This window comes from Agromyces protaetiae, assembly GCF_004135405.1.
GTDB classification, from domain to species: Bacteria; Actinomycetota; Actinomycetes; order Actinomycetales; family Microbacteriaceae; genus Agromyces; species Agromyces protaetiae.
This window is the reverse complement of the sequence record NZ_CP035491.1, coordinates 1156668-1173900: the sequence shown is the minus strand read 5'-3', so window position 1 is coordinate 1173900 and position 17233 is coordinate 1156668. Positions and strand designations below refer to the sequence as shown.

The 17233-nt window shown below is 70.3% G+C and carries 12 protein-coding genes and 3 pseudogenes; 9 read left to right on the top strand and 6 right to left on the bottom strand.

The genetic code is table 11. The features are described 5' to 3' along the window. Positions 1-83: 83 nt before the first annotated feature. The gene (locus ET445_RS05450) at positions 84-1178 is read right to left on the bottom strand and encodes a heme/hemin ABC transporter substrate-binding protein (RefSeq protein WP_129189570.1); all 1095 of its coding nucleotides are present in this window, start codon (positions 1176-1178) and stop codon (positions 84-86) included. 140 nt (positions 1179-1318) lie between these two features. On the opposite strand from ET445_RS05450, the gene ET445_RS05445 reads away from it, so the two are divergent. The 3 genes from ET445_RS05445 to ET445_RS05435 are packed head-to-tail and all read left to right on the top strand — an operon-like array spanning position 1319 to position 3925. Continuing rightward, on the top strand, positions 1319-2266 hold the full coding sequence (locus tag ET445_RS05445; protein ID WP_129189568.1) for a phosphoribosylaminoimidazolesuccinocarboxamide synthase: 948 nt from the start codon (positions 1319-1321) through the stop codon (positions 2264-2266). A gap of 7 nt (positions 2267-2273) precedes the next feature. After that, positions 2274-2990, top strand: a complete 717-nt coding sequence (locus ET445_RS05440; protein ID WP_129189566.1) for a TMEM175 family protein — start codon at positions 2274-2276, stop codon at positions 2988-2990. An 8-nt stretch (positions 2991-2998) separates the two neighbouring features. Next, complete coding sequence (locus ET445_RS05435) at positions 2999-3925, top strand: VOC family protein (protein ID WP_129189564.1); 927 nt, start codon at positions 2999-3001, stop codon at positions 3923-3925. Between the two features lie 26 nt (positions 3926-3951). Here the strand turns inward: ET445_RS05435 and ET445_RS05430 are convergent, their stop codons facing one another. Next, on the bottom strand, positions 3952-4587 hold the full coding sequence (locus ET445_RS05430; RefSeq protein WP_165314304.1) for a TetR/AcrR family transcriptional regulator: 636 nt from the start codon (positions 4585-4587) through the stop codon (positions 3952-3954). A gap of 271 nt (positions 4588-4858) precedes the next feature. On the opposite strand from ET445_RS05430, the gene kynA reads away from it, so the two are divergent. The 3 genes and pseudogenes from kynA (at position 4859) to ET445_RS05415 (ending at position 7963) form a co-directional block, all read left to right on the top strand. Next, positions 4859-5650: a tryptophan 2,3-dioxygenase gene (gene kynA, locus ET445_RS05425; protein WP_129192423.1), complete on the top strand. Its 792-nt coding sequence runs from the start codon at positions 4859-4861 to the stop codon at positions 5648-5650. Between the two features lie 5 nt (positions 5651-5655). Further along, the gene (locus ET445_RS05420) at positions 5656-6708 is read left to right on the top strand and encodes an amidohydrolase family protein (RefSeq protein WP_129189560.1); all 1053 of its coding nucleotides are present in this window, start codon (positions 5656-5658) and stop codon (positions 6706-6708) included. Further along, positions 6705-7963 (top strand): annotated as a pseudogene (locus ET445_RS05415) (kynureninase). Before ET445_RS05420 ends, ET445_RS05415 begins: the two are co-directional and overlap by 4 nt. Positions 7964-8175: 212 nt before the next feature. Here ET445_RS05415 and ET445_RS05410 read toward each other — a convergent pair. Then, complete coding sequence (locus tag ET445_RS05410) at positions 8176-9618, bottom strand: hypothetical protein (protein WP_165314303.1); 1443 nt, start codon at positions 9616-9618, stop codon at positions 8176-8178. Positions 9619-10002: 384 nt separating this feature from the next. On the opposite strand from ET445_RS05410, the pseudogene purS reads away from it, so the two are divergent. Then, positions 10003-10236: pseudogene (gene purS / locus ET445_RS05405) on the top strand (phosphoribosylformylglycinamidine synthase subunit PurS); the annotation flags it as partial. Between the two features lie 95 nt (positions 10237-10331). Continuing rightward, positions 10332-11029 (top strand): annotated as a pseudogene (gene purQ / locus ET445_RS05400) (phosphoribosylformylglycinamidine synthase subunit PurQ). 57 nt (positions 11030-11086) lie between these two features. Here the strand turns inward: purQ and ET445_RS05395 are convergent. Together ET445_RS05395 and ET445_RS05390 are read right to left on the bottom strand one after the other, a co-directional pair. After that, positions 11087-11761: a carbohydrate-binding protein gene (locus ET445_RS05395; protein ID WP_129189556.1), complete on the bottom strand. Its 675-nt coding sequence runs from the start codon at positions 11759-11761 to the stop codon at positions 11087-11089. Then, a complete protein-coding gene (locus ET445_RS05390; protein ID WP_165314302.1) occupies positions 11758-15432 on the bottom strand; it encodes a GH92 family glycosyl hydrolase in 3675 nt (1224 codons plus the stop codon). The genes ET445_RS05395 and ET445_RS05390 overlap by 4 nt, the downstream gene beginning before the upstream one ends. Before the next feature lie 157 nt (positions 15433-15589). Between ET445_RS05390 and ET445_RS05385 the strand changes: the two genes are divergently transcribed. Next, complete coding sequence (locus ET445_RS05385; protein ID WP_129189552.1) at positions 15590-16630, top strand: LacI family DNA-binding transcriptional regulator; 1041 nt, start codon at positions 15590-15592, stop codon at positions 16628-16630. A 63-nt stretch (positions 16631-16693) separates the two neighbouring features. Here the strand turns inward: ET445_RS05385 and ET445_RS05380 are convergent, their stop codons facing one another. Beyond that, the gene (locus tag ET445_RS05380) at positions 16694-17227 is read right to left on the bottom strand and encodes an adenine phosphoribosyltransferase (RefSeq protein ID WP_129189550.1); all 534 of its coding nucleotides are present in this window, start codon (positions 17225-17227) and stop codon (positions 16694-16696) included. Between the last annotated feature and the right edge of the window lie 6 nt (positions 17228-17233).

The window sequence follows — 17233 nt, the reverse complement described above, 5'->3', positions numbered from 1 at the left end:
CCTCCTCGCCGTCCGTTCGCCGGTCTCGCCGACCTTGCCCGCCTCGCCCGTCCCGAGCACCTCGGGCGCGGTCGCCTGGGCGCTCACGACGCGGCGTCCGGCGCGTAGATCGCGACCGCGAGCGCTTCGAGCACGGCAGCCGTCTGCGGCCCGAAGCTCAGGATCTGGGTGTCGTCCATGTCGACGATGCGGCGGTGCTTGCCGGCCTCGGTCTGGGCGACGGCAGGCACGTGCTCGAGGAGCCCGTCGACGCCGTCGACCGATTCGAGGCCCTTCGTCATCATGAGGATGAGGTCGGGGTCGGCCGCGATGAGTCCTTCGTCGGTGATGGGGCGCATGCCCTGCCAGCCGATCTCGGTCGCGACGTCGATGCCGCCGAGGGCATCGATGAGGCTGTCGACGCCCGAGCCCTCGCCGAACATGTAGTAGACGCCGGCCTGGCCGCGGACGTAGAGGAACGCCATCCGGAGCCGCCCGTCGGGGGATTTCGGGGTGATCCCGGCGATCTTGGCGAGCGTCTCGTCGACCGTGGCCGTCGTGCGCTCGACGAGCTTCGCGCCGCGGTCGGGCACGCCGAGGGCGGCCGCGACCTCGTCGACGAGGGTCGGGATGCCGTCGATCGAGCGGTGCGGGTCGACGACGACGACGGGCACGCCCGCGTCGCGCATCTGGAGGATGACGTCCCACGGGCCGAGGCTCGTGTCGGTGATGATGAGGGTCGGCGCGAGCGAGAGGATCGCCTCGGCATTGAGGTCGTGGCCGTTCTCGGTGACGAGCGGCCGGTCGGCGATCTCGGGGTAGCCGCTCGAGATGTCGCGGCCGACGACCTGGTCGCCGAATCCGAGCTCGAAGACGACGCGCGAGAGCGAGCCGTAGATGTCGAGGGCGAGGATGCGCGAGGTGTCGTCGACGGTGACGCTCGTGCCCTGCGTGTCGACGACCGTCGCGGGCAGCTGCTGCTTGCCGTCGGTGATGGGGTGGATCGCCGAGTCGGCCGGCACGGCCGTCGAGGGGCCTTCCCACTCGAGCGGGTTCGCGACGGGCGTGACGTCGTCGATCGACGGCGTGACGGGTCCGGCGCCGCCCGTCACGGCGCTCGAGGACGAGCATCCGGCGAGGGCCGCGGCCGCGGCGAGGGCGACGACGACGAGCAGTGGGCGGCGGGCGACTCCGCGCATGTGGAACCTTTCGAGGGGGTGCGCCCGGCCCGCAGCGGGGGCACGTCACCACGTGAACGCGGGCCGGATCAAGGTAAGGCTAACCTAATTCGGCGAAGGGTGCGAAGGCGGCCGGATGGGACATCCGTAGACTTGGGCCCGTGAACGACGAGACCGAATACCCCGGCTGGACGCACGTCTACTCGGGCAAGGTGCGCGACCTCTACGTGCCGACCGCCCTCCTCGACGACGACGACTCGTGGACGGGCGATCCGCTCCACCTCTCGCCCGTCGTGCTCGTCGTCGCGAGCGACCGGGTGAGCGCGTTCGACCACGTGCTCGAGCCCGCGATCATAGGCAAGGGCGCGGTGCTCACCGAGCTCACCCGCTGGTGGTTCGATCAGTTCCCCGACGTGCCGAACCACCTCGCCTACGCCGAGGACGACCGCTACGAGCTGCCCCCGATCCCGGCCGGGATCGCCGACCGTGCGACCCTGTGCCGGACGCTCGACATGTTCCCGATCGAGTGCGTCGTGCGCGGCTACCTCACGGGCAGCGGCTTCAAGGAGTACCAGGCGACGGGCGCGATCGGCGGCCTCGTGCTGCCCGAGGGCCTCCAGAACGGCGACCGCCTGCCCGGACCGATCTACACGCCCGCGTGGAAGGCGCCCATGGGCGAGCACGACGAGAACATCTCGTACGAGCGCACGGTCGAGCTCGTCGGCGAGGTCGTCGCCGAGCAGCTCCGCGAGCTGTCGCTCGACGTGTTCCGCCGCGCGCAAGAGGTCGCCGAGGCGCGCGGGGTGCTCCTCGCCGACACGAAGTTCGAGTTCGGCGCCGACCGCGAGACGGGCATCGTGACGCTCGCCGACGAGGTGCTCACGAGCGACTCGAGCCGGTACTGGGACATCGAGGCCTACGCGCGCACCGATGCGCCGCTCGACGAGCGGCTCGCGAGCTTCGACAAGCAGATCGTGCGCAACTGGCTCGCCGCCAATTGGGATCAGGATGTCTCGGAGCGGCCGCCTGCGCTCCCCGCCGACGTCGTCGACCGCACCTTCGCCCGCTACCGCGAGCTCCTCGACCGCCTCACGGGCGACGCCGTGTAGCGAGCCCATGGCCGGTCGCCGCACGGGTCGGATCCCGGGTCGCACCACCGTCTCGACCACTCGGGTCGAGTTCTTCACCGACGGAGTGTTCGCGATCGCGGCGACGCTCCTCGTGCTCGAACTGACGACGCACGCGATCGGCGAGGTGTCCTCGAGCGGCGCACTGTGGAGCGCCCTCGTCGGGATGACCGACCAGTTCATCTCGTTCACGGTGAGCTTCCTGCTCCTGTGCCTGCTCTGGTACCGGCATGTGCAGCAGTTCGAGGCGATCGCGCGCCTCGACCTCGGGTCGGTGTGGCTCAACAGCCTCCGGCTGCTGTTCGTCGTGCTCATCCCGTTCACGACGTCGATCAACAGCGAGTACACGGGCATCTGGCTCGGCCGGATGCTGCTGCCGCTGAACTACTTCTTCGCACTGCTGTTCAGCCTGCTGTTCTGGGTGGTCGCGTCGCGCCCGGCGGCAGGGCTGCTGAAGGCGGACGTCACGACCGACGAGGTGCAGCGTGCGACGGTCACGGCGGCGTACCGGCTGGGGATCGGTGCGGTCGCGGTCGTACTGTCGCCGTGGATCGGGTCGTGGGCGTTCCTGGGGTTCGCGTTCGATCCGGTGATCGCGCGGTTCGTGTTCGGGGCGCGGACGAGGCATCCGGATGTCTCGAAGCGTCCCGATGATCCGAAGTATCCGGATGCCTCGGATGGCGCTCCCAGCCCGCCTGAGGCATAATAGTTGTCATGACAACCAATGACCGTCCCGCGACCGGACTCCTCGCCGCCGACACCGGCATGGGCGCCGTCACGCTCCGCGTGGCCGACCTCGACGCGATGATCCGCTACTACCGCGACGGCGTCACCCTCGAACTCCAGAGCCACGAAGGCCCCATCGCGGTCCTCGGCCGCGGCACGACGCCGCTCGTCATCCTCCAGCACGCCCCAGAGCTCAAGCACGCCTCGGCACGCCAGGCCGGGCTCTTCCACACCGCCATCCTCTTCGACACCCGCGAAGCCCTCGCGACGGCGATCTTCTCGGTCGCCTCCCGCTACCCCGGCACCTTCACGGGCAGCGCCGACCACCTCGTGAGCGAGGCGTTCTACTTCACCGACCCCGAGGGCAACGGCGTCGAGCTCTACTTCGACCGCGACCGCTCGGCGTGGAGCTGGACCCACGGGCAGATCGAGATGGCGACGATCTTCCTCGACCCCAACGGCTACCTCCGCGACCACTTGACCGAGGCGGGCGTCGCGTCGGCGCAGGCCGACCCCGCGACCGCGCGCCGCGTCGGCGACGCCGTCGTCGGGCACGTGCACCTGTCGGTCGGGGACATCCCGAGCGCCCGCGAGTTCTACGTGAACCGGCTGGGCTTCGAGACGACGGCCGACTCGTGGCCCGGCGCGCTCTTCGTTTCGGCGGGCGGATACCACCACCACGTGGCGATGAACACGTGGAACAGCGCGGGCGCGGGCAAGCGTCAGCTCGCCCTCGGACTCGGCAAGGTCGAGATCGTCGTGCCGACCGCCGACGACCTCGGCGCCCTCGGCGAGCGCATGCGGCACTACGACGTCGACACGCGCGACGACGGCCGCGCGCTCGCGTTCGACGACCCGTGGTCGAACCTCGTCGAGGTGCGCGCGGCAGCCAGAACCCTTCCGGTGGTCGAGTAGCGACGAAGGAGCGTATCGAGACCGCTTCAGCTGAGCTTGCGGTGCGTCATCTCGACGAAGTCGTCGAACGCCTGCGAGTCGACGGGCAGCGGCGTGAGGTCGGGGCGCTGACGCAGCCCGTCGAGCACGATCGAGAGCTGCCGCTCGCGGAACGGGAGGTACTCGTCGCCGTAACGGCCGAGCGAGCCGAGCATGTCGACGAGGACGTTGAGGTCGACGGCGTTGACGTCGGCGCGGAGCGCGCCCTCGGCCTTCGCACGGTCGAGGATCAGGTTGATCGAGTCCTCGAACTGCACGTCGGGCCGTCCCTCGGGGTCGTTCTCGGCGACGCGGCGCATGAGGTCGGGCAGGTAGGGGATCGAGGCCACCCACGCCGACAGCTTGTCGACGAACTGCACGATCGCGTCCCAGCCCGTCTCGGCGGCGAGCACCTCGACCTCGAAGTCCTGCAGCTGGCCGACGGCGTCGACGTAGAGCTCGCGGTGGAGGGCTTCGCGCGTCGCGAAATGGCGGTAGACGGTGCCGGCGCCGACGCCGGCACGGGTGGCGAGCTCGTCGAGGGGGGCGTCGATGCCTCGTTCCGCGAACAGCCGCTTGGCTTCGGCCAGCAGACGCTCGTGATTGCGACGGGCATCTCGTCGGGTCGAGGTCGCAGAACTCATCCGTCGAGAATACTCTGCGGAAGCGCTCTGCTGCCGAGGGTTGCTCATATGCGCAGAAGAGGAAGTTCGGAGATCTGTATCCGAATCGCCCCGGAATTCCGCGGAAGTGAGCGCCTGTCCCCTTCCGCGTAGGCTGGGCTCCGTGGCGGACAGCGACGGCGTGACCGAGATCCCGACTCAAGACACCCGCGACGAGACCGGCGACGAGCCGGGCGTCAGCGACAACACGCGCCGCATCGAGGCATCCGTCGTCACCGACTTCTCGGATCGCATGAGCTACGGCGGCTACCTCGACCTCGACACCCTGCTCGCGGCGCAGCGGCCCATCTCGCGGCCCGAGCACCACGACGAGCTGCTGTTCATCGTGCAGCACCAGACGACCGAGCTGTGGCTCAAGCTCGTGCTGCACGAGCTGTCGACGGCATGCGAGCTGCTGCGCGAGGACGAACTCGCCCCCGCGCTCAAGTGCATCGCGCGCGTCAAGCACATCCAGCGCACGCTCACCGAGCAGTGGTCGGTGCTCGCGACGCTCACGCCGACCGAGTACGGGCAGTTCCGGCACGTGCTCGGCAACGCGAGCGGGTTCCAGTCGTGGCAGTACCGCGCGGTCGAGTTCGTGCTCGGCAACAAGAACGCCAAGATGCTGAAGGTCTTCGAGTCGGATGCCGCAGCCACCGCCGCGCTCACGCGGGCCCTTGAAGAGCCGAGCCTCTACGACGAGTTCCTGCGGCTGCTCGCGCGCGCCGGGTACCCGATTCCCGCCGACGTCCTCGAACGGGATGTCACGACGGCGTGGACCTTCCGGCAAGACCTCGTGCCGGTGTTCGCGGCGATCTACGCCGATACGGCCCAGCACTGGGCTGCGTACGAGACGTGCGAGGAGCTCGTCGACCTGGAGGACAACTTCCAGCTGTGGCGGTTCCGACATCTGAAGACCGTCGAGCGGATCATCGGCTTCAAGCGCGGCACGGGCGGGTCGAGCGGCGCCGCGTTCCTGCAGCGGGCGCTCGAGCTCACCTTCTTCCCCGAGCTGTACGCCGTGCGCACCGAGATGCCGGGATGAGCCGGATGCCTCCCGCCGACGCTCCTCGCAACGGTGCGCCCGACCTCGGGCCGCTCGCCCGCCGCGTGCGGCGCTCGCTCAACGGCGACCACCCCGGCGAGATCGGCACGATGCTGCCGCCGTTCATCGACCACCATGTGCACCTCATGCTCACGGGCGAGGGCGCGTTCGCGGGCGGCGGCATCGCGGGCGTCGTCGACCTCGGGGCTCCGCCCGAGCTCGTCGCGCGCGTCGCCGATCGGGGCGGGATGCCGCGGCTGCGCTTCGCGGGCGCGTTCCTGACCGCCGACGGCGGCTACCCGACGGGGCGCCCGTGGGCGGCCGAAGGCAGCGTCTGCGGCCTCGGCGCCGGCCACGATGCATCCGAAGCTCCCGACGCGGGCGACGCCGACCACCAGGGCCTCCCCGACGCGATCGTCGCCGCCGTCGAAGAACAGGTGCGATTCGGGGCATCCGTCGTCAAGGTCACGCTGCACGCCGATCACGGGCCGGTGCTCTCGCCCGCCGCCCTCGCCGAACTCGTCGCGACCGCGCACGCCCACGGCCTGCCCGTCGTCGCCCACGTCGAAGGCGCCGGCATGACGGCGCTCGCGCTCGACGCGGGCGTCTACGCCCTCGCCCACGTGCCGTTCACCGAAGCGCTCACCGCCCACGAGATCGCGCGCGCCGCCGCGGCCGGACAAGCCTGGATCTCGACCCTCTGGGTCAACGGGTACGGCGCGGGCGGCGAACAGTTCGACATCGCGTCCGACAACCTCCGGCGCTTCCGCGCCGCGGGCGGCCGGGTGCTCTACGGCACCGACCTCGGCAACGGGGAGCGACCGACGGGCCTCGACCCCGCCGAACTCGCCGCGCTCGCAGGCGTCGGGCTCGAGGCATCCGACCTCATCGCGGCGCTCGCCGACCCGTGGCCGCTCGCCGAGGCATCCGACTGGGCCTTCGGCGGCATCGCGACCTTCGTCGCGGGGCCGCCGCCCGCGACTCTCGACGACGTGCCCGGCTGGCTCGCGAGCGCGCGCGTGCTCGCGACCGAAGACCTGGAGGTGCTCGAACCATGAGCCTCGACCCGCTGCTCGCCTACGCCCGCCGCCAGGACCGCGCCGACGGGCTCGCCCACTACCGCGCGCGGTTCCAGGGCGCCGACTCCGACCTCGTCTACTTCGACGGCAACTCGCTCGGGCGGCCGCCCGTCGCGGCGATCGAGCGCATGCAGCGATTCATGGCCGAGGAGTGGGGCGGACGCCTCATCCGCGGGTGGGACGAATCGTGGCTGCGCATGCCGACCGAGATCGGCGATCGCATCGGCCGCGCCGTGATCTGGGCGAAGCCCGGCGAGACGACGATCGGCGACTCGACGACCGTGCTGCTCTACAAGCTCGCGCGCGCCGCCGTCGACGCGCAGGTCGAACGCGACCCCGCCCGCCGCGAGATCGTCGTCGACACCGACAACTTCCCGACCGACCGCTACGTGCTCGAGGGCATCGCGCGCGAGCGCGGGCTCGACCTGCGGTGGATCGACGCCGACACGTCGGCGGGCGTCCGTCCGGGCCAGCTTCGCGAAGCGGTCGGTCCGCAGACCGCGCTCGTCGTGCTCTCGCACGTCGCGTACCGGTCGGGGTTCATCGCGGATGCGCCCGAGCTCACGCGCATCGCCCACGACGCCGGTGCGCTCATCCTCTGGGACCTCTGTCACTCTGCCGGCTCGGTCGAGGTCAAGGCAGACGAGTGGGGCTTCGACCTCGCCGTCGGCTGCACGTACAAGTACCTCAACGGCGGGCCGGGGTCGCCCGCGTTCGCCTATGTGCGGAGCGACCTGCACACCGTGCTGCGCCAGCCCATCCAGGGATGGTTCGGCGCCGAGGCCCAATTCGACATGGGTCCCGACTACGAGCCCGTGCGAGGCATCCGTCGCTTCCTGTCGGGAACCTCGCCCATCCTCGCGATGCTGCCCATGGACGAGACCCTCGCGATGATCGAAGAGGTCGGCATGCCCGCGATCCGGGCGAAGTCGAAGGCGCTCACGGCGTACGCGATCGAACTGTGGGGCGAATGGCTCGCACCGCTCGGCGTGACGCTCGCCTCCCCGCCGACCCCGCCGAGCGCGGCGGACACGTGACGTTCCACCACGACGCCATGCGGGAGGTCACGGCCCGGCTCTGGCAGCGCGACGTCATCCCCGACTACCGCGACCCCGGGGGGCTCCGCATCGGCCTGTCACCGCTGTCGACGAGTTTCGAAGAGGTGCACCGAGGGTTGGATGCCACGCGGCAGGTCTTGCGCGACGTGCTCGCCGAGCGGGCGGGGCTCGGGTAGCCGCGCGCCTCCTCTCCTCTCCTCTCCTCTCGGAGCTCTACGGTGAGTTCTGCACACCGCGGCAGCGTGCGCAGCACCGTCACGTGCAGAACCCACCGCAGAGCGCAACGCCCGGCTGCTTCGCGCCGACGATCGCGAAACGGCCGCTCCGTCCGGGCGGTAGGGCGCCCGGCCGGAGCGGCCGTTCGGTTCGGTTCGGGTCCGCTCGCGGCTTACGCCGTGACGACCGACCCCGCGTTCGCGAGGCGCGCGCGGTGGTTGACGCGGTGGCCGATCCAGAGCCCGATCGCGATGAGGCCGGCGAGGAGGATGCCGAGGCCGAAGGGCAGGAGCGAGGGGACCGTGCCGCTCGCGCCGGCCTCGAGCTGGGCCGCGCCGTCGACGAGCTGGGCGGTGCCGTCGCTGAGGTCGCCCGAGCCGGCCGCGAGCTCGGCCGAGCCGTCGACGAGCGTGCCCGTGCCCTCGTTGAGGTCGGCGGCGCCCTTCGACAGCGTCGCGAGGCCCGAGGCGAGCGACGAGGCGCCCGCCGAGAGGGAGGTCGTGCCCGTGGCGAGGTTCGTCGCGCCGGCGCTGAGGTTGGCCGATCCCGACTGGAGGCTCTGGACGCCCGAGTTGAGGCTCCACGCGCCGTCGACGAGCGACTGCGTCTTGGTCGCGAGCGAGCCGGCGCCGGCGCTCAGCTCGCCGAGCTTGCCCTTGAGGAACTCGGCGCCGCCCGCGAGTGCAGGTGCGACAGGGTCGCTTGCCAGGTATTTCGTGCCGGGCCACTTGTCGCCGTCACCGGAGGCGAGGATGTTGAGTCCGCCGTACACGAGGCCGGCACCGGCCGACGCGTTGATGAGGCCCTGCGCGAGTTCACCGGCCTTGCTCGTCGGCGCGGCCATGCCGTCCACCTCCTGCTCGAGTCCGTTCGCGAGCGCCTGAATGGTCGCAACCGTCGTGGCGTCGGGCGCCTGCGTCGTGGAGAGACCCGCCACGAGCGCCTTGAGCATCTCTGCGTGTTCCTGAGCCTCGGTCGCCGTCTTTGCAAGCAGTGCGCCGTTCGCCGCGGCCGCCTTGACGTCGTCACTCGTGGCTGCCGCCGCGAGCTCGTCGTTGAGACTCTTCGCGCCGGGGATGAGCTGGTCGACGATGATGCCGTTCGCGCCGACCACACCTGCGGTGAAGTCTCCGGTCTTGGCCGCGAGGTCGGATGCGCCGGCCGCCGCGGCGTTCGCGCCGTCGGCGATCTTCAAGGCACCCTCGTCGTAGAGCTGCTGCGCACCGGCGGCGAGGTTCGCCGCGCCGTCTGCGGCGGAAAGCGCTCCCGCCGCGAGCGACTGCGCGCCGGCGTCGAGCGAGGCGGCGCCCGAGGCGGCGGAGGCGGAACCCGTGACGAGCTTGGTCGCGCCGTCGTTCGCGTCGGAGGCGCCCTTGTCGAGCTTGGCGGCACCGGCCGAGAGGTCTTCGGCACCGGCGGCGAGCTGCCCGGCGCCGTCCGAGACATCCTTCGATCCGTCGTCGACCTGGGTCGTTCCGGCGCTGAGCTTCGCTGCGCCGTCGGCGATCTTCGACGTCGTGACGACGTACAGGAAGACCATCGCGGCGAGGAGCGTGCTGAGCACGATCACGGCGATGCGCATGCCGAGGCCGTGCGCGTGGGTTGATCTCGTCATTGAGCACTCCAGTGGGTGGCCTGCGTGCAGGCGTGGTGAAGGGATGCCACGAGCTGTCGCTGTTCGCCGCGTCGGGTAATGGGGCGTTCTCGAATCTTGTTGTCGAAGAGTCAAGAAGACGCGCACTCGGGAGCGGAGCGAATGTAGCAGCGGGATGTCTCGCTGAAAGAAACCCGACGGAAGTTCGGTATTGACTCGCACACAACAAGCCGCTCCAGGCCGATCCGATTGTGGGATTCCTCCATAAATCTCGGAAGGATAACGCTGAACTCTGCATCGAAATCCCAGGTGGGGCCGCCCTTTCGATACCCCCGAACGAGGGGCGGCCCGCGCCCGGTAGAATCGAGGCATCCCCATCCCCCGACACCGGACGGAGAACCGAAGGTGCCCACCATCGTCGTCGACGTGATGCCCAAGGCCGAACTGCTCGACCCCCAGGGGAAGGCCGTCGCCGGCGCCCTCTCCCGCACCGGCCACGAGGGCATCACCGCCGTCCGCGTCGGCAAGCGCTTCGAGATCACCGTCGACGGGCCGATCGACGACGCCGTCAAGGCGAGCGTCCAGCAGATCGCCGAGGAGATCCTCTCCAACCAGGTGATCGAAGACGTCGTCGCGATCCACTACGAGCAGTCGAACGTCGAGCTCGCCGAGGCCGCCGCCGAGGGCGCCTCGCTCGAAGAGGGCTTCGGCGCCCCCGCCGGAGAGACGCACTGATGCGCATCGGCGTCGTCACCTTCCCGGGCTCGCTCGACGACCGCGACGCCCAGCGCGCCGTCCGCCTCGCGGGCGCCGAGCCCGTCGCGCTCTGGCACGGCTCGCACGACCTCGAGGGCGTCGACGCCCTCGTCCTGCCCGGCGGCTTCAGCTACGGCGATTACCTGCGCTGCGGCGCGATCGCCTCGCTCTCGCCGATCATGACCGAAGTCGTCGCGGCCGCGAACTCGGGGATGCCCGTGCTCGGCATCTGCAACGGCTTCCAGATGCTCGTCGAAGCGCGCCTGCTCGACGGCGGGCTCATCCGCAACGACCACGGCTCGTTCATCTGCCGCGACCAGGTGCTCCGCGTCGAGAACGCGACGACCCCGTGGACGAGCGAGTTCACGGCCGGCCAGAACATCACCATCCCGCTGAAGAACGGCGAGGGCGGCTTCATCGCCTCCGAAGAGACCCTCGACCGGCTCGAGGGCGAGGGCCAGGTCGTGTTCCGCTATGTCGACGTCAACCCCAACGGGTCGCTCCGCGACATCGCGGGCATCTCGAACGCGCGCGGCAACGTCGTCGGCCTCATGCCGCACCCGAGCACGCCGTCGAGCCGGGCTTCGGCCCCGACACCGCCGCGGCCATGCGCTCGGGCGTCGACGGGCTCGCACTCTTCACGAGCGTCATCCGCTCGGCTCTCGTCGAGGCGTAAGGCCGACAGAACGAAGGGGCGCGCCCTCACGGGCGCGCCCCTCGTCTGTTCACCCGGTCAGACGCGACCGAGGTCCTGCCAGGGCCCGTACGGGTCGCCCGGCTGCTGGTTGCGCGTCCACCACTTCGCCTTCCAGAGGTGGCCGTTGTACACGACCGTCTCCCCGCCGACGTAGATCCACGACCGCGTCCAACTCGGGAACACGCCCTGCGACGTCGTCACCGGTGCGCCGACCTCGGCCCACGCGCCCGTCGCCGTCGCGCCAGGGGTCTCGCCCTTGGTCCACCACTGCGCCTGGAACGTACGACCGTCGTAGGTGACGAACTCGCCACCCGTGTAGACGGTCGACGCACTGTACGCCGGCGGCTTCGGCGCGCAGTCGATCGCGTCATAGCCCACCGTGTACACCTGGTAGTGACCCCGTCCGTTCGCGTAGTAGTACGCGGCAGCCGTCGACGATCCGGCCACGATCGACGCATCGGTTGCGCTGAAGATCGCATACACCGCGGCCCCCGGCGCCACCTTGGTGAACTTCTTGTCACCGAACGGCGTCGTCAGACGGATGTCGACCGCGACCTGCTCGCCGTTGACCGCGTAGACCGCGACAGCAGGCTTGTCGTTCACGCACTGCGAGCGGGTCGTCACGGTCGACAGCTTCACACCCGTCGGAGCGGGCGTCACGGTCAACGCGGCCGTCGCGACGCCGTGCGACGTCGATCCGGTGAGCGTCACCTGGTACGCCCCGCGACCACGTCATCGGCGAGCGTCGCCGATCCCGAGACCGCGCCGGAGGCATCCGCCGTCGCCGTGCCGAGCGCGAACCCGCCGGGTTCGAGCGTGGCGGTCACGTCTTCACCGGGCAGGAAACCCGCACCCGTGAAGTCGATCGTGCCGAACTCGGCGATCTCGCCCGCGCCGACCGCCGCCGACACCGGCCCGTAGACGCGGAGCGTCGCGGGGTCGGATGTCGCCTGGCCGGCCAGGTTCGATGCGACGACACGGTATTGCGTGCCGTCGACCGACGTCCCGACGCCCGCCAGGGCGAGCGTCGGCCCGGTCTGGCCGTCGACCGCGACCCATTCGTCGCTGCCGGGCGCCTTCGACTGCCACGCGAGACGCGTCGCCAGGTCGGACGACACGGCCGCTCCGAACTCGGCGTCGCCGCCCGCGAGCACGACCGCGTCGGCCGGACCCGTCGCGATCTCGGGCGCCTGCGGGAGCGCGTCGCACAGGTGCATCGCCGTCACGCCGGGACCGTTGACCGTGACCGACACGCGGCCGATGACCTGCTGGCCGATGCCGATGTTGAGCCGGAAGTCGGAGTTGCCGTTCTCACCGTTCGAGAACTCGGCATCGGGCAGGACGAACGTCGCCGTCTTCCACGTGTTCGTGTTCGTGTTCGTCCAGCGCGGGGAGTCCTTGTAGTTCGGGTTCCCCGTGGTGCCCGCCGAGTCGTAGTGGAGGTTCCACGATCCGGTGCCCTGGTCGAAGTACGTCACGTTGACCGTCGCCGCCCGCGCCCCGTTGCCGGGAGCCGCGTAGAGGTCGTCGACCTGGAAGTACATGTAGTTCGACGTGCCAGTCGTCGTGCGGCCGATGAATCCGCCCCGCTCGGCGGGGACGGTCTTGCCGTCGCCCTCGTCCTTCCACGTGAGGCTCGTTCCCGTGACCTCTGTGCTCAACACGCTGCACATGATCGCGTTGCCGTCGGCCGCGAGCACCGCGAGGACGACCGTGCCGCCCGGCAGCTTCTGCCCGTCGGCCGTCTCGAACTCGAACGAGACCGGGTGCGATCCCGACTCGACCGACTCCGAGACATCCACCACCACGTCATCGCGCACCTGGCCGATCGACGGCACCGTGAGCGAACCCGACGACGGCGTGACCGTGACACCGTCGGGCGCGACCGCCTTCCAGGTCACCGGGGTCTCGCCGAGGCCCGTGCCCGCCGCGCCGATCTCGAGGTCGAGCGAGTCGCCCGCGGTCACCGTCACCGGACCGGTCGGATCGGTCAGACCGATCGCCGGGCGCTGGTACTCCGTGTACGAGGGCGAGGCCGCCTCGGGCGACGCGGCCCACGTCTCGTCGGGCTCGTTCGACAGCGTGAAGTCGAGCGTTCCGCCCTGGACCGCGAACGACTGCGGGAGCGCGGTGTGCTCGTACTCCTGCCCGTCGAGGCGCAGATCGGTCACGTACGCGGCGTCGACCCCGGCGCCCTCGGCGTTGATCCGGATCGTGTTGCCGTTGCCGAGGCTGAGCTTCGCGTGCTCGAAGAGCGGCGCGTGAACGCCGAGGTCGGTCTCACCCGGAGTGATCGGGTAGAGACCGAGCGAAGCCCACACGTACCACGACGACTGCGCGCCGAGGTCGTCGTTTCCGGGGGCGCCGCCGGGGCCGTTCGCGAACAGCTCGGTCTGGATGCGTCGCACCTGCTCCTGCGTCTTCCACGGCTGGCCGAGGGCGTTGTACACCCACGGCACGCCGAAGTTGATCTCGTTGCCCGCCCACATGAACGGCACGTTCGGACCGGCGTTGATCTGCTCGAAGAACGCGTCGAGGCGCTCGATCGTCGGTTCGGCGCCGCCCATCGAGTCGATGAGTCCCTTGAGGTTCTGCGGCACGAGCCAGTTGTACTGCGCCGCATTGCCCTCGGCGTAGCCCGACTGGCCGAAGTTGTTCCCGGTCGGGGGAACGTAGCCGGGGCCTGCCGGGAACGCGCCGAAGTCGTCGCGCGGCGATAGGTAACCCGTCGTCGGGTTGAAGATGTTCTGCCAGTTCTGCGACCGCTGGAGGTACTCCTCACGCGTCTCGTCGTCGCCGAGAAGGCCTGCGAGCTGGGCGATCGTGTAGTCGTCGATCGCCCACTCGAGCGTCTGCGAGGCGCCCTGGAGTCCGTGGTCGCCCGCCGAGTCGGCGTTGTTCGGCTGGTAGCCGAGCTCGACGTAGTCCTCGACGCCGCGCCGCTCGTACCATCCCCACCCGACGGGCGCCGACTGCGTCGCGCCCTTCTCCATGATCTCGAGCGCTGCCGCGAGGTCCATCTTCGAGGTGTCGGCGCCCCAGACCGCGTAGTTCACGTACACGGGCACGGAGTTGTCGCCGTTCATCTGCGAGGTGGTGTCGTTCGCGAGCGGCCAGCGCGGCCACCAACCGCCCTGCTGCTGCGCGTCGCGGAGGAGCGACTCGCCCATCTGCGCCGTCTCATCGGGCAGCAGCAGCGCTTGCAGCTGCACGAGCGAGCGGTAGATGTCCCAGTCCGAGAAGTTCGCGTACTGCGTCTGGCCCGGTTCGAGCGTGCGCACGACGTCGTCGAAGCCGATGTACTGGCCGTCGACGTCGTTGAACGTGTTGGGGTGCAGGAACGAGTGGTAGAGGGCCGTGTAGAACTGCGTGAGGTGCTCGTCCTCGCCGCCGCCGACCGCGACCTTCGAGAGCAGCTGACGCCACTGCTCGCGCGTGTCGGCCGCGACGGGCGCGAGGTCCCATCCGGGGATCTCGGCGGCCATGTTGCGGCGGGCACCGTCGATGCTCACGTACGACATCGACACCTTGGCGGTGACGGTCTGGTCTTCGGCGACGTCGAAGCCGAGGTAGGCGCCCGAGTTGGGGCCATCGGCCGACAGCGCGTCGGCCGTGTTCACCCGGTCGACGTAGGTGCCGTGGGACTGGAACGGCCGGTCGAAGACGATGTCGAAATAGACCGTGTACTCGTTGTCGTTGACGGCGCAGAACCCGCCGGTCGTCGAGTAGCCGGCGACCTCAGAGTCGCCGACGACCTCGACGTGCGTGTTCGCGCGGCTGCCGCCGATGCTCGAGCCAGACTTCACGACGATGCTCGCGAGCTGGTCGGCCGGGAACTCGAACTCGAGGAGGCCCGTGCGGGTCGTGGCGGTGAGGTCGACGTCGACGCCGTTCGCGAGGCCGAGCGAGTAGCTTCCGAGCTCGGCGTGCTCGTCGTCGTGCGAGAAGCCGACCGTGCGGTTGCTCAGGCGGTCGGCGTTGGGCACCTGCCCCGATGCGATGGCGCCGGTGACGGGGAGGATCGGGATGTCGCCGAAGGCGGGGCATCCGACCGACGCGTGGTTGAGGCTGAAGCCCTTGATGGTGTTGGCGTCGTAGTGGTATCCGCCCGGGGCGTTCGGGGTGTCTGGGCTCAGCTGCATCATGCCGAACGGCGCAGCCACGCCGGGGAAGTTGTTCACCTCGCCGACCGATTCGCCACCGTTTCCGGTGCCGATCATCGGGTCGACGTAGGCCGTGGGGTCGGCGACGTACTCGACGTCGCCGTCCTCGGCGGAGGCCGGTGCTTGCGCGAACGCCACCAGTCCCGCCGACAACGCGAGGCTCAGGGTGAGCGCCGTCGCGGCGCGCCCCCGCTCTCGCTGGATTCGTGGTCTCCTCATCGCGTTGATCCCCTTTGATCGAATTGACAACGCTGTCATAACACGCCCTGTCTACCGGACGGGAGAGCCGTGCGCAACGGTTTTCCTGCACTACGGTGTGCCGTATGGGAAGGACCATCCCGGCCATCGCCGGCAGTCATCGAGCGCGAGGGGCGGCGTGAACACGACTCCGAACGGTCCCGACGACCCGCAGAACGCGGCGCGCGCCCGCCCGACCCTCGTCGACGTCGCCGCCGAAGCCGGGGTCGCGTTGAAGACCGCCTCGCGCGTGCTCAACCGAGAGCCCAACGTCACGCCCGAGAAGATCGCGCGGGTGCACGCCGCGATGGCCAAGCTCGGCTACCGCCGCAACGACGCCGCCCGCGCGCTCCGAAGCGGCATCACGGCGAGTGTCGGGCTGCTCGTCGACGACATCTCCGACCCGTTCTCGGCGCGGCTCGCGAGGGCCGTCGAATCGGCGGCCGCCGACCGTCAGAGCCTGCTCATGGTCGCCTCGACGAACTACGACCCCGAACGCCACCGCGAGCTGCTCGGCATGTTCATCAGCCGCCGCCTCGACGGCTTCGTCATCGTTCCGACGCCGACCCGCGACGAAGGACTCGAACACGACGCGACCGGCATCCCCATGGTCTTCGTCGACCGCCCGCCGGTGGGGTTCGACGCCGACGTCGTGCTCGCCGACAACCGCGGCGGGGCCGCGACCGCCGTGCGCCACCTCGTCGAGCTCGGGCACCGCCGCATCGCGTGCCTGAGCCACCCCGCCGACAACTACACGGCGGCCGAACGCACCGAGGGCTTCCGTGCCGGGCTCGACGAAGCGGGCATCGCCTTCGACCCGGCGCTCGCCTACGACGGCGAGCCCGACCCTCGCGCATTCACCGCGGCGTATCGCGCGATGAAGCGCCTCGACGATCCCCCCACCGCGGTCTTCACGACGAACAACCGCACGTCCATCGCGCTCCTCACGGGGCTCGGCGGCCGGCTCGAGGGCGACGCGCTCGTCGGCTTCGACGACTTCGAGCTCGCCGAGGCGATGCATCCGTCGATTTCAGTCATCGCCCAGCACCCGACGGCGATCGGCGAGACGGCCGCCGCGCTCCTGTTCGAACGCATCGACGGCCGCGGAGGTCCGACCGAGCACCGCGTCGTGCCCAGCCGGCTCATCGTGCGCGGTTCGAGCACGCCGCCCATGCGATGAAGATGCGAGCGGATGTCTCCTGCCGCACGCCGACCGCATCGTGCGGCCCGAGGCATCCGCCGCTCAATACTGCAGCAGGCTGTACACCTCGAGCCCGTCGGGCAGCGCTGCGCGCCCGCCGAGGCCTTCGAGCTCGATCGCGACCGAGACGCCGACGACCTCCCACCCGGCGCGCTCGACGAGTCTCGCCGCAGCCCCGACCGTGCCGCCCGTCGCGAGCACGTCGTCGACGATGAGCACGCGCGTGCCGGGCGGCAGCTCGCCCTCGTGCACCTCGAGCGCGGCCGTGCCGTACTCGAGCGCGTACTCCTCCGTGAGCACCTTGCGTGGGAGCTTGCCCGCCTTCCGCACGGGCAGCACGCCCGTTCCGGCGAGCACCGACCCGGCCGCGGCGAGCAGGAACCCGCGCGCCTCGACGCCCGCGAGCACGTCGAACCGTCCGGCGAACGGCAGCGTCAGCGACTCGGACAGCGCGTGGAACGCCGGCCCGTCGGCGAAGACGGGCGTGAGGTCGCGGAACAGGATCCCCGGCTCGGGGAAGTCGGGAATGGTCGCGATGCGCGGCTCGACGATCGCGCGGGCTTCAGAGGCATCCACGCCGCC

Excerpts from the sequence above, each read along its gene's own strand:
- ET445_RS05450 (WP_129189570.1), bottom strand. The coding sequence starts at position 1,178 with ATGCGCGGAGTCGCCCGCCGCCCACTGCTCGTCGTCGTCGCCCTCGCC.
- ET445_RS05440 (WP_129189566.1), top strand. The coding sequence starts at position 2,274 with ATGGCCGGTCGCCGCACGGGTCGGATCCCGGGTCGCACCACCGTCTCG.
- ET445_RS05435 (WP_129189564.1), top strand. The coding sequence starts at position 2,999 with ATGACAACCAATGACCGTCCCGCGACCGGACTCCTCGCCGCCGACACC.
- ET445_RS05430 (WP_165314304.1), bottom strand. The coding sequence starts at position 4,587 with ATGAGTTCTGCGACCTCGACCCGACGAGATGCCCGTCGCAATCACGAG.
- kynA (WP_129192423.1), top strand. The coding sequence starts at position 4,859 with ATGAGCTACGGCGGCTACCTCGACCTCGACACCCTGCTCGCGGCGCAG.
- ET445_RS05420 (WP_129189560.1), top strand. The coding sequence starts at position 5,656 with ATGCCTCCCGCCGACGCTCCTCGCAACGGTGCGCCCGACCTCGGGCCG.
- ET445_RS05410 (WP_165314303.1), bottom strand. The coding sequence starts at position 9,618 with ATGACGAGATCAACCCACGCGCACGGCCTCGGCATGCGCATCGCCGTG.
- ET445_RS05390 (WP_165314302.1), bottom strand. The coding sequence starts at position 15,432 with ATGAGGAGACCACGAATCCAGCGAGAGCGGGGGCGCGCCGCGACGGCG.